Source organism: Streptomyces antioxidans, assembly GCF_000968685.2.
Lineage (GTDB): Bacteria > Actinomycetota > Actinomycetes > Streptomycetales > Streptomycetaceae > Streptomyces > Streptomyces antioxidans.
Window position 1 is genome coordinate 1 of the sequence record NZ_LAKD02000125.1, and the last position, 13,913, is coordinate 13,913.

Annotated in this window: 2 protein-coding genes; both read right to left on the reverse strand. The window is 72.0% G+C overall.

Annotation, left to right across the window (positions count from 1 at the left end; translation table 11 throughout):
* A partial coding sequence (locus tag VT50_RS35345; protein ID WP_143645316.1) for a non-ribosomal peptide synthetase occupies positions 1-11,218 on the reverse strand: 11,218 nt, incomplete at its 3' end.
* On the reverse strand, positions 11,215-13,913 hold a 2,699-nt coding region (locus tag VT50_RS35350; RefSeq protein WP_143645317.1), incomplete at its 5' end, for a condensation domain-containing protein. The genes VT50_RS35350 and VT50_RS35345, both read right to left, overlap by 4 nt.

The window sequence follows — 13,913 nt, forward strand, 5'->3', positions numbered from 1 at the left end:
CCACCAAACCACCCGCCACCCGATCCGCACGCTCCCCGAGCTCCGCGTACGACCACTCCTCGCCATCGGCACCCACCACCGCCACCGCATCCGGACAGGCAGCCACCCGGGCCGCGAACAACTCCACCAACGACACCCCGGACACCGAACGCTCCGTGGCATTCCACTCCCCCACCACCCGCGAACGCTCACCCTCCCCCAACACATCAATCTCACTGACCCGCACCCCAGGATCAACCGCCACCGCCTCCAACACCCGCACCAAACGCCCCGCCAACAACCCCACCGTGCCCTCATCAAACAGATCCGTCGCATAGAGCAGCGAGCCCATCAGACCCGTCGGGGCCCCCTCCTCGTCGCGCCGTTCGGCCACCGTCGCCGACAGATCGAACCGGGCCGCGGGAGAGGCGGCCGGGAGACCGCTCACCTCCAGCCCGGCCAGCTCCCACGGCCGACGGCCCTGCGGCAGGTTCTGCATGGTGAGCGACACCTGGAACAGCGGGTGCCGCCCCAGCGATCGGGCGGGGTTGAGGTCTTCGACCAGCCGCTCGAACGGCACGTCCTGATGCGCGTACGCGGCCAGATCGGTCTCCCGCACCCGGGCCAGCAGCTCGCTGACCGACGGGTCGCCACTCAGATCGGTGCGCAGCACCAGCGTGTTGATGAAGAAACCGGCCAGCCCGTCCAGCGCCGCGTCGCCACGGCCCGCCGTCGCCGTACCGATGGGAATGTCCGTGCCCGCACCCATCCGCGACAGCACAACCGCCAGCGCCGTGTGCATCACCATGAACATCGTCGCCCGGCCGCGCTGGGCGAGCTCCACCAGCCGCGCGTGGGTCTCCGCGTCCACGGCGAACGGCATTTCGCCGCCGGTGAAGGAGGACACCGCGGGTCGGGGCCGGTCGGTCGGCAGGTCCAGCTCCTCCGGGGCACCGGCGAGCGCCCGCCGCCAGTAGTCCAGCTGCCCGCTGATGACACTCCGCGGATCGCCGAGGTCGCCAAGCACCTCACGCTGCCACAGGGCGTAGTCCCCGTACTGCACCGGCAGGGGCTCCCACCCCGGCAGTCGGCCCGCGCGCCGGGCCGCATAGGCGGTACCGATGTCACCCGCGAGGATCCCCATCGACCAGCCGTCGGCGGCGATGTGGTGAACGGCGCCCATGAGGACGTACTGGGCCGGTCCGGTCACCAAGAGCCGTACCCGCCAGGGCAGTTCGTCGCGCACGTCAAACGGCTGGTTCGCATACTCCGCGAGCTGCGCGGAAACCTCATCCGCGGCGGTGTGCACGACCGTCAGCGGGGGTCGGCCCGCGGCGCCGTGCAGGACCTGCTGGCGGGGGGCGCCCGAGGTTTCCGGGAAGACCGTGCGCAGGCTCTCATGCCGGTCGGCGACATCGCCGAGTGCGGCCTCCAGCGCGGGGATGTCGAGGTCGCCGGAGAGCCGCAGGGCCAGGGGAAGGTTGTACGCGGCGCCCTCGCCGGTGGTTTCGAGCCGGTTGAGGAACCACATCCGCTGCTGCTCGAACGACAGCGGCAGCACCTCGGGCCGCGGTCGCGCCGTCAGTGGTGCCCGGGAGTCGCCGCCCAGTTCGCCCACCAGCTGGGCGACACCGGCGACGGTGGGGGTGGCGAACAGATCGCCGATGCTGACCTCTGCGTCGAGGACCGCGCGGATGCGGGCGATGAGCCGCATGGCGAGCAGGGAGTCGCCGCCCAGTTCGAAGAAGGAGGCATCGGCGCCGACCCACTCCAGGCCAAGGACCTCGCCGTAGAGGCTGCTAAGGATCTCCTCGGTGGGTGTGGCCGGGCCGCGCCCCTCGGCCGCGTCGGTGAAGTCGGGTGCGGGGAGGGCGGCGCGGTCCAGCTTGCCGTTGACGGTGACCGGCAGGGCATCCAGGGCGACGACCGCGGCGGGAACCATGTGGTCGGGCAGCCGCTCGGCCACGTACTCCCGCAGCCCGGCGGTGTCCGCGCCTCCATCAGGAACCACGTAGGCCACGAGTCGTCTGTCGCCGGGCCGGTCCTCTCGTACGACCACGGCGACGTTGCCGACGCTCCGGTGTCCGGCGAGAACGGCCTCGATCTCACCCGGCTCGACGCGGAAGCCACGCACCTTCACCTGGTCGTCCGCGCGCCCGCCGAAGACGAGTTGGCCGTTCCCTGTCCACTTGGCGAGGTCGCCCGTGCGATACATCCGCCCCTGTGTGAACGGGCAGGCCACGAAGCGTGACGCCGTCAGCCCAGGACGCCCGAGGTAGCCACGCGCGAGCCCCGGCCCCGCGACATACAGCTCGCCCAACACGCCCACGGGGGCCGGGCGCAGTTGCTCGTCCAGTACGTAGACAGCGGTGTTGGCGATCGGCCCGCCGATGGGTACCGGCCCGGACGGTGACGGCTGCAGCGGCGCGCTCATCGTCGCGCAGACCGTGACCTCCGTCGGCCCGTACGCATTGACCATCCGCCGCCCCGACGCCCACCGCTCCACCAACCCCGGAGCACACACCTCACCCGCCACCACCAACGTCCGCAGACCCTCCGGCAACTCCTCCACCGCCGCCAACACCGACGGCGGCACCGTCACATGCGTCACCCCATACGCGGCCACCGTCTCACTCAACGACCCCTGCGGCGGCAGTCTGTCGGCGTCCGCCACCACCAGCGCGGCGCCCGAGAGCAATGCCATGCAGATCTCGGAGACCGCGGCGTCGAAGCTCAGTGACGCCAGTTGCAGCACCCGCGCACCGGCGTCCACCGCGAACCGCTCGATCTGCGCGGCGGCCAGGTTGCCGATACCGCGATGGGTCACCACCACACCCTTCGGCCGCCCCGTCGACCCCGACGTATAGATCACATACGCCACATCATCCAGACCCACCGACACCACCGGCGCCGACACACCCTCCGCGGCCGGATTCCACACCAGGCACTCGACCCCAGCCGGAACCAACCCCCGCGTCCCCTCAGAACACACCACCAGCGCAGGCCCGGCGTCCTCGACCATCCACCCAACCCGCTCCACCGGATACGCCGGATCCACCGGAACGAACCCCGCACCCGCCTTCACCACCCCCAACAACACCGCCACCACATCCACCGACCGCTCCAACACCACAGCAACCAAATCACCACACCCCACACCCCGCGCGGCCAACACACCCGCCACCCGATCCGACCGCTCCCCCAACTCCCCGTACGACCACTCCAGACCCCCCGCACCCACCACCGCCACCGCATCCGGAGAGACGGCCACCCGGGCATCGAACAACTCGCCCAGCGGCCCCACCGGCACCACCCGCTCCGTGGCATTCCACCCCGCCACCACCCGAGCCCGCTCGCCACGCCCCAGCACCTCGACCTCGCTCACCCGCCGCGCCGGATCCGAGGCGACCTGCTCCAGCACCCGCACCAGCCGCTCCGCCATCGCATGCGCCGTGGCCTCGTCGAAGAGGTCCGTGGCATACAGCAGATCGCCGTCGATCCCCGCCGGGTTGCCCTCGCCGTCCCGGTGTTCGGCGAGGGTCAGCGACAGGTCGACGCGGGCCGACGCGCCCCCGGGGGGCATCGGCCACACCTCGACGCCCGGCAGTTTCCACACCTGGCGTGCCATCGTCTGCACGGAGAGCATCACCTGGAACAGCGGGTGCCGGGCCAGTGAGCGCGTGGGGTTGAGGTCCTCGACAAGGTGCTCGAAGGGCAGGTCCTGATGGGCGTACGCGGCCAGGTCGGTCTCCCGCACCCGGGCCAGCAGCTCGCTGAACGTCGGGTCACCGCTCACATCGGTCCGCAGGACCAGCGTATTGACGAAGAAGCCGGCCAGCCCGTCCAGCGCCGCGTCACCACGCCCCGCCACCGCCGTACCGATCGGAAGGTCCTTCCCCGCACCGATCCGGGACAGCACCAGCGCCAGTGCGGCGTGGACGACCATGAACATCGTGGCGTCGCCGTGTCGCGCGAGCTCCATGAGCCGGGCATGGGTGGGCACATCGATCCGTACCCCGGCCGCCCCGCCACGGTGCGAGGACACTGCGGGCCGGGAGCGGTCGGCCGGAAGCGCCAGCTCCTGGGGCGCGTCGGCCAAGGCCCGCCGCCAGTGGTCCACTTGGGCGCTGATCAGGCTGTCTGGGGTGTCCAGGTCGCCGAGCAGACGGCGCTGCCAGAGCGCGTAGTCGGCGTACTGCACCGGCAGCGGCTCCCACACCGGCGCCCGGCCCTGCCGACGGGCGGCGTACGCCACTTCCAGGTCCTTGAGCAGCAGGTCCATCGTCCAGCCGTCCACCGCGATGTGATGCGCCACGATCAGCAGGACGTACTCGGCGGGAGCGGTCCTAAGCAGCCGGATCCGCCACGGGAGGTCGGCACTGAGGTCGAAGCGCTCCTCGGTCTGTTCGGCCAGCACCCGCTCGACCCGGTCGGCGGAGGTGTCCAGGACGACCATGCGCGGGCGTCCGGCCGAGGGGGCGAGGACGTGCTGGCGAGGCACACCGTCCGTCGCGGGGTAGACCGTGCGCAGGCTCTCGTGCCGGTCGGAGAGGTCGCCCAGGGCGGTTTCGAGCGCGGGCAGGTTGAGATCGCCGGAGACGCGGTGACGCAGCGGCAGGTTGTACGCGGCCTCGCCGCCCTCTTGGGCCTCCTCCATCTGGTTGACGAACCACATCCGACGCTGTCCGAACGACAGCGGTATGGCCTCCGGCCGGGGTTGTGGGGTGAGCGCGAGGCGCACACCGCCCTCGCCGCCGGTCAGCTGCCGGGCGACCCCGGCGACGGTCGGCTCGGCGAACAGCTGGCGGATGCTCAGCTCGGTGTCCAGGACGGCGCGGATCCGGGCGATCAGCCGCATGGCCTGCAGCGAATCGCCGCCGAGCGCGAAGAACGACGCGTCGACGCCGACGTGGCCGAGGCCGAGGATGTCGGCGAACAGCCCGCACAGCGCCTCTTCGACGGGGGTGGCGGGGGCGTGGCGGCCGGTCAGTCCCGTGTAATCGGGGGCGGGTAGGGCGTCGCGGTCGAGCTTGCCGTTCACCGTGACGGGGAGGGAGTCGAGCGCCATCACGGCGGCCGGGACGAGATGGTCGGGCAGCCGCTCGGCCACGTACTCCCGTAGCGCGGCCGTCTCCCGTAGTGCGGCCGTCTCCCCTAGTCCGACGGTCCCCCGTAGTCCGGCGGTCTCCCGTAGTCCGGCCGTGTCCGCGTCCTCGCCGGGGACGACGTAGGCGACGAGCCGACGGTCCCCGGGGCGGTCCTCGCGGACCACGACGGCGGATGTGCGGACGGCCGGGTGAGTGGCGAGGACGGCCTCGATCTCGCCGGGTTCCACCCGGAAGCCGCGGATCTTGATCTGGGTGTCGGCCCGTCCGACGACGACGAGTTGGCCGTCGGGGGTCCACTGGGCGAGGTCTCCGGTGCGGTACATCCGCCCGCCTGGGGCGCCGGGTTCGTCGGTCGCGGCGAACGGGCAGGCCACGAAGCGCTCGGCGGTCAGCGCCGAGCGGCCGAGATAGCCGCGGGCCAGTCCGGGGCCAGCGAGGTAGAGCTCACCGGTGACACCGGCGGGGACGGGCTGCAGGAATCCGTCAAGGACGTACGTCTGCCCGTTCTCGAGTGGCCGCCCGATCGGCACGGGGGCGTCGGTGTCGGCCGGGGTGAGCGGATCGCTCAGGGTGACGCAGACGGTGGCCTCGGTGGGGCCGTACGCGTTGAGCATCCGCCGCCCGGACGCAAGCCGCCCCACCAGCGCGGGCGGGCACACCTCGCCCGCCGCGGCGACGGTGGTCACGGTGGCGGGCAGCTCGTCGGCGGCGGCGAGCACGGACGGCGGCGCGGTCAGATGCGTGACGCCGTACTCGGTGGCGACGTCGGCCAGCGACCCGTACGGCGGCAGCATGTCCCGGTCCGCCATGACGAGGGTGGCCCCGGCGGGCAGGGCGGTGCAGAATTCGGCGAACGCGGCGTCGAAGCTGGGCGAGGCGAACTGCAGGACGCGCGCGCCGGGTCCGGAGTCGAACCGGGTGATGTGGCTCGCCGCCAGGCTGCCCACTCCGCCGTGGGTGACCACGACGCCCTTCGGGGTGCCGGTCGAGCCGGAGGTGTAGATGACGTACGCGGGGTGCCCCAGCCGCTGCGGCCGGACGCGGTCGGCGTCGCCGGGGGCGGTGGCCGGGCGTGTCGCCAGCGCGGCGGTCACGTCAGGGGCGTCGAGGACCAGGCGGGGCGGCGTGTCGGCACCCAGCACGCCTTCTGTTTCGCCGGTGCCCAGCACGGCCTCGGTCCCGCCGGTGCCCAGCACGGCCTCGGTCCCGCCGGTGCACAGCAGCAGCTTCGGCCGGGCGTCGGTCAGCATGAACGCGATGCGCCGGGCCGGATACCGCGGGTCTACCGGCAGATAGCCCGCGCCCGCCTTGACCACGGCCAGCAGCACGACCATCAGCTCGACGGACCGCTCCATGGCCACGCCGACCAGGTCCTCGGGGCCGATGCCACGGGCGATCAGCTCGTGTGCCAGCCGGTTGCCGCGCTCCTCCAACTGCGCGTACGTCAGGCCGTGTTCGACCCCGACGACGGCCAGTGCGTCGGGGGTCCGTCGCACCTGTGCCTCGAACAGCGCGGCCAGTGTGCCCTCAGGCACGCTCCGAGCCGTGTGGTTCCACTCCTGGACGACGGTGCGCCGCTCGGCCGGGTCGAGGATCCGCAGTCGGCTGAGGGGCACGGTGGGATCGGTGGCGATCTGCTCCAGCACCGCCGCCAGCCGCCGGGCCAGGCCCTGGACGGTGGCCTCGTCGAACAGCTCGGTGGCGTAGAAGACATCGCCGCCGATTCCGGCCGGGCTGCCGTACTCGTCGCGGTGTTCGGACAGGTCGACGGACAGATCGAAGCGGGCGGCGAGGGAGCCGGGAGGCGTGGGCCGGGCCTGGAGGCCAGGCAGGTCCCACCGCGCGGGCGGGACGTTCCGCAGCGACAGCATCACCTGGAACAGGGGGTTGCGGGACAGCGAGCGCGAGGGCGCGAGGTCCTCGACAAGATGTTCGAAGGGCACGTCCTGGTGGGCGTACGCGGCCAGGTCGGTCTCCCGCACCCGGGCCAGCAGCTCGGTGAAGACGGGGTCGCCGCTCAGGTCGGTACGCAGTACGAGCGTGTTGACGAAGAAGCCGGTCAGCCCGTCAAGCGCGGCGTCGCCACGACCCGCCGTGGCGGTGCCGATGGGGATGTCCGTACCCGCGCCCATCCGGGCGAGGAGCGCCGCCAGCGCAGCGTGCACCACCATGAACACCGTGGCCCCGCCGCGCTGCGCCAGCCCGACGAGGCGGGCGTGGGTGCGGGCGTCGATCCGTACGGGGACCAGGCCGCCCGCGTACGACGACACCGCCGGACGCGGCCGGTCGGCCGGAAGCGCCAGCTCGTGCGGCGCGTCGGCGAGGGCGCCGCGCCAGTAGGCGAGCTGATCGCTCAGCAGGCTGTTCGCGTCGTCCCGCTCCCCCAGCAGCCGCCGCTGCCAGAGTGCGAAGTCGGCGTACTGCACCGGCAGCGGCTCCCACACCGGCGCCCGGCCCTGCCGACGGGCGGCGTAGGCCGTGCTGAGGTCCCGCGCGAGGACGCCCATCGACCAGCCGTCGGCGGCGATGTGATGGGCCACGATGAGCAACACGTATTCGGTGGGGCCGGTGACCAACAGCCGTGCCCGCCACGGCAGTTCGGCGCTGAGCTCGAAGCCGCGCCCGGCGTGCTCGCTCAGCTCCGCCTCGACCTGGTCCGCGGGGAGGTCGACGACCACGAGGGGCGGATGCGCCGCGGGGCCGTCCAGCACCCGCTGCCGCGGTACGCCGTCGGTCTCCGGGAACACCGTACGCAGGCTCTCGTGGCGGTCGGCGACATCGGCGAGGGCGGTTTCCAGGGCGCCGGTGTCGAGGTGGCCGGAGAGACGTAGGGCGAGGGGCATGTTGTAAACGCCACTGGCGGCCCCGGCGTCACCGGCGGCCTCCGCCCCTTCGGCCCGCCCGACCCGTTCGGCGCCCCCTGGGCCCTGGCCGGTGGCGGTCGCGAGCCGGTTGAGGAACCACATCCGCTGCTGTCCGTACGACAGCGGCAAGGGCTCGGGGTGCTGGGGGCGCGGCTGCGGCCCCAGCGGTGGCCGCGCGTCGCCGTGCTCGGCGTCGATCCGGCGTGCGGTCTCGGCGACGGTCGGGGTGGCGAACAGGTCGGCGATGCGCAGTTCACTGTCGAGGACGGGGCGAATGCGGGCGATGAGCCGCATGGCGAGGAGGGAGTCGCCGCCGAGTTCGAAGAAGGATGTATCGGCGCCCACCTGGTCCAGCCCGAGGACTTCGGCGAAGAGCCCGCACAGAATCTCCTCGGTGGGGGTCGCGGGCGCGCGGCCCCCGGGGGCGCCCGCGGCGTCGGGGGCGGGGAGGGCGGCGCGGTCCAGCTTGCCGTTGACCGTCAGCGGCAGCGCGTCCAGCGCCATGACCGCCGGGACCATGTACTCCGGCAACCGGTCGGCGGCGAACGCGCGTACCGCCGCCACGTCCAGCTCCCCGTCGGGGACCACATACGCCACGAGGCGCCGGTCCCCAGGCCGGTCCTCGCGGACGACCACGGCGGCCTGCGCCACGGCAGGGTGGCCGCTGAGGACGGCCTCGATCTCACCGGGCTCGACGCGGAAGCCACGCACCTTGACCTGCTCATCGATCCGCCCCGCGAAGACCAGATCACCCTCAGCGGTCCACTTCGCCAGGTCGCCACTGCGATACATCCGGCCACCCGGAGCAACGAACGGGCACGCGACGAAACGCTCAGCGGACAGGCCCGGGCGACCGACATAGCCCCGGGCCAGCCCGGCACCCGCGATATACACCTCACCGACGACGCCCACGGGAACCGGCTTGAGAAACTGATCGAGCACATAGACACGGGCGTTGGGGAGCGGGCGGCCTATCGGCGGCGCCTCCTCCAGCCCCGCAGCCAGCGGAGTGGCGGTGGCCGTGGTGATGACGGTCGCCTCGGTCGGCCCGTAGGTGTTCCACACCCGCGCACCCACCGACCACCGCCCGGCCAACTCCGCACTCAACCGCTCCGCACCCAACACCCAATTGCCGATGCCCGGCACCGCATCCGGATCCAACACCCTGAGCAGTGACGGCACCACACTCGCCACCCGCACCCCACAACGGCCAACCATCTCCGCCAACGCCCGCGGATCGTTGCGCTCGGCGGTGGTGGCGACGGCCAAGGTGCCACCGGCGGCGAGGGTGACGGTGACATCGAGGACGGCGGCGTCAAAGCTGAACGACGCGAACTGCAACGCCACCACGCCCGCGTCCATCCCCAACACCGGACGCATCGCCTCGGCCAGATTCACCACCCCACCGTGAGCGACGGCCACACCCTTCGGCCGCCCCGTCGAACCCGACGTATAAATCACATACGCCAACTGCTCCGGCGCGATCACCGCCCCCAGCGGCTCCGCCGAGAAGCCGCTCGCCTCCTCCATACGCACAACACGCGCAACACCGACCGAGACACCATCAAGGCAATCGACCGTGCCCAAGACCACTTCCGCGCCACTGTCCGCGATCACAAACCCCAACCGGTCCGCCGGATACTCCGGATCCAGCGGAACGAACGCCCCACCCACCTTCCACACCGCCAACTCCGCCACCACCATGTCCACCGACCGCCCCAAACACAGCGCGACCCGCGACTCACGACCCACACCAACGCCATGCAACAACCACGCCAACCGATTCGCCCGCCGATCCAACTCCCCGTACGACAGCGCCTCATCACCACACCGCACCGCCACCACATCCGACGCCGCCGCAGCGCGCGCCTCGATGCGCTCCACGATCGAACCGCCGGGCAGTGTGGTCCCGGTGGCATTCCACTCCGCCACCACCCGCGACCACTCCGCCTCCCCCAGCACATCCAGTCGACCGACCAACGTCTCCGGATCGGCCGCCATCTGCCCCAGCACCCGCACCAGGCGGTCAAGGAGCCCCTGGGCCGTCTCGGGGTCGAAGAGGTCGGGACGGTAGTCCAGTCGCAGCCGCAGCCGCTCCGTCGGGTGGACGCCCAGCGACAGCGGATAGTTGGTGGTCTCGCGCATCGCCGTGCCGGTGATCCGCGGACCAGCGGACACCACCGTGGAGTCCTGAGCGCCGATGGGGTGGTTCTCGAACGCCATGATGGTGTCGAAGGTGGCGCCGGGCCCGGTCTGCCGCTGGATCTCGGTGAGGCTCAGATGCTGGTGGTCGAGCAGCGCCGACTGCCGTTCCTGCAGCCGCGTGAGCAGTTGGGCGACCGTACGCGCCGGGTCCAGGCGCACCCGTACGGGCAGCGTGTTGATGAAGAGCCCCAGCATGCTCTCCATACCGGGGAGGTCGGCGGGGCGCCCCGCCACCGTCGCGCCGAACACCACATCACGGCGGCCGGTGAGCCGACCGAGCACCACGGCCCAGGCGGCCTGGATCACGGTGTTCAGGGTCAGACCGCTCCGGCGGGCGAGGTCCCGCAGTCGGCCGGCGAGTTCCGCCCCGGCGTCGGTGGCCGCCTTGCCGGAGGCGACCGGGGCAGTGGCCTGCCCGCCCGGTGCCACCAGGGTCGGCTCGTCCGCGCCCGTCAGCTCCTGCCGCCACGCCTCCCGCGCGGCGTCCTTGTTCTGGCGGGCGAGCCAGGCGAGGTAGTCACGGTACGGAGTGACGGGCGGCAGACCACGGGCGCTGCCCCCGGCCTCGTAACACGTCCACAACTCCCGCATCAGCACCGGCAGCGACCAGCCGTCCAACAGGATGTGATGCAGCGTCACCATCATCCGGTACTCATCCGGCCCGACCCTGACCAACAGCACCTTCAGCAACGGCGGCACCGCCAGATCGAAACCCCGCTCCCGCTCCTCGACCCCCAACCGCTCCGACTCCGCCCAGGCGGCATCCGCGTCGAGCCCGGACAGATCCACCTCCCGCCACGGCAGCTCCACGGCCCGGGCGATGACCTGCACCGGCTGCGCGACCCCGGCCAGTTGCCGAAAACCCGCGCGCAGGCTCTCGTGGCGGTCGAGCAGCGCCTGCCACGCACCGCGCAGCACCACGGGGTCCAGCTTGCCCGCCAGGTCCAGCACAAGCTGCTCGACATAGACGTCGATGCCCCGCTCGTCGTACACCGCGTGGAAGAGCAGGCCCTCCTGCAGCGGCGACAGCGGCCAGACGTCCTGGACTCGCATCTGAGTCATCGTGCTCCCCCCTTGTCCGCGAGTTCCGCTTCAAGCGCGTCGATCTGGCTCTGGTCGAGCGTGATGAGTGAGAAGTCCGACGGGGTGTGGCCGCCGCCGGAGCCGGTGGTGTGGGTGGCGAGGCCGGTGAGCATCGCCAGCCAGCCATCGACGAGTCGCCGCATGTCGTCGGTGTGGTGGAGGTGCCGGGGCCAGGCGAGGGTCATTGTGAGCAGGGGGCCGTCCGGCAGGTCGCGGACCAGGCCGACGGCCTCCAGGGCATGAGCCAGCGGGACCTCGTCGCCCACTCCGCCACCGAGCCCGCCTTCGGGGGCGGCGGACCAGGTGGCAGCCGTCTGCGCCGGTGTTCCGGCGGCCGAACCAATGGCTGGCCCGACGGCTGTCACGGCGGCTGTCCTGTCGGCTGCCCCAGCGGCTGTTCCCACGGCTGGCACATCGGCGAAGCGGCCCAGGTAGGTGAAGCCGATCTGGGCGGTGGGCAGCGCGGCGAGCGCGGACGCGGTCTCGGCGTTGAGATGGCGGAGCAGACCATGGCCGAGGCCATCGCCCGGGACGGCGCGGAGCTGTTCCTTGATGTGCTTGACGGCCCGTCCCGCCACCGGCCCGCCACCGCGCAGCCCGGCGAAGTCCACCGTCCCGGGGTCGAGCCGCGCGGGGTACGCGCTGGTGCACCAGCCCACCGTACGGGCCAGATCGAGACCGCTGGACATCCGGCCATGGCCTTCCACGTCCACGAGGACACCGCCCTCAGCGTGCTGTCCGCGCTGCCGCCGCCACTCCGCGACAGCCGAGGCCAGGGCGGTGAGCAACACATCGTCGATCCCCGCGTGGAAGGCGGCCGGTACGGCCGTCAGCAGGGTGGCGGTGAGCTCGGCTGAGGCCGTCACGGAAACCCGGCGCAGCGTGGCGCCCACGTCCCGCGCCGGGTCCAGGGGGCGCCCGCCGAGTGGCGCGTCGGAGCCGCGCAGCAGCCGGGTCCAGGCGGGGAGTTCGGCGAGCCGCGGCTGGCCGGTGGCTTCGGTCCGCAGGGCGCGGGCCCAGTGCCGGAAGGAGGTGGGCACCGGCTCCAGCACGACGTCACGGGTGGCGGCCAGGTCCGCGTACGCCTGGGTGAGGTCCGGGACGAGGATGCGGAGGGAGAGGGTGTCCACGGCGAGGTGGTGGACGGTGAGCAGCAGCCGTCCGGGGGTGTCCGGTCCGAGGTCGAACCAGACCACCTGCAGCATCACACCCGCCCGCGGATCGAGCCGATCCGCTGCGGCACGCGACTGCTCGCCGATCAGACGCTCCAGATCACCCCCGGCCGCACGCGCATCGACCCGACGCACCCACGGGGCCGCGGATACGGCCGGGGGAACGAGGAGGCGAGGCTCGGGCTCGGTGTCCAGCCGGGCCCGCAGAATGTCGTGATGATCGACCACCGCCTGAACGGCACCGGTCAGCGTCTCCAGCCGCATCCCCGCCGGAACCATCACCACGGTCGACTGGAACACCCCGCGTATCCGCTCTGCTCCCGCCCGGCCCAGCAGCTCGTGCATCACCGGGGTCAACGGCACCTCGCCGGTACCCGATTCGCCGCTATCCGCCACCCCATCGGCAGTGGCCACATCACGGGTCACCACGGCCAGCTCCGCGGGAGTGCGCCGCTCGAACACCTGCCGGGCGCTCACCGCCAGACCGGCCTTGCGCGCCCTCGACACCAGCAACATCGACATGATCGAGTCACCGCCGAGCTCGAAGAACGACGCATCCGCACTGACCTCATCCAGACCAAGCACCTCGGCGAAGAGCCCACAAAGGGTCTCTTCGACTGGTGTCTCCGCCGCCCGGCCCGGTGCCACCTCGGAGGTGTCGGGGGCGGGGAGCGCGGCGCGGTCCAGCTTGCCGTTGACCGTCAGCGGCAGCGCGTCCAGCACGACGACCGATGGGACCATGTACTCCGGCAGCCGGTCCGCCGCGAACTCCCGCACGACGGCCACGTCCAGCTCCCGGTCGGGGACGACGTACGCCACCAGTTGCCTGTCCCCCGGCCGCCCGTCCTCGCGGACCACCACCGCGACCTGGCCCACCCCCTCGCAGGCGGCCACCACCGCCTCGATCTCACCGGGCTCGACACGGAAACCACGCACCTTCACCTGCTCATCGACCCGCCCCGCGAAGACCAGATCACCCTCAGCGGTCCACTTCGCCAAGTCGCCACTGCGATACATCCGGCCACCCGGAGCAACAAAGGGGCACGCGACGAAACGCTCAGCGGACAGGCCCGGACGACCGACATACCCCCGAGCCAGCCCGGCACCCGCGATATACACCTCACCCGCGACGCCCACCGGCACCGGCTTGAGAAACTGATCGAGCACGTAAACGCGGACGTTGGGCAACGGGCGGCCTATCGGTGGTGCCGTACCCAGCGCGGGATCGAGAGGCATGGCGGTGGCCGTGGTGATGACGGTCGCCTCGGTCGGCCCGTAGGTGTTCCACACCCGCGCACCCACCGACCACCGCCCGGCCAACTCCACACTCAACCGCTCCGCACCCAACACCCAATTGCCGATGCCCGGCACCGCATCCGGGTCCAGCACCCTGAGCAGTGACGGCACCACGCTGGCCACGCCCACCCCACACCGGCCGACCATCTCCGCCAACGCCCGCGGATCCCTGCGCTCCTCCGCACTCGCCACCGCCAACGTCCCAC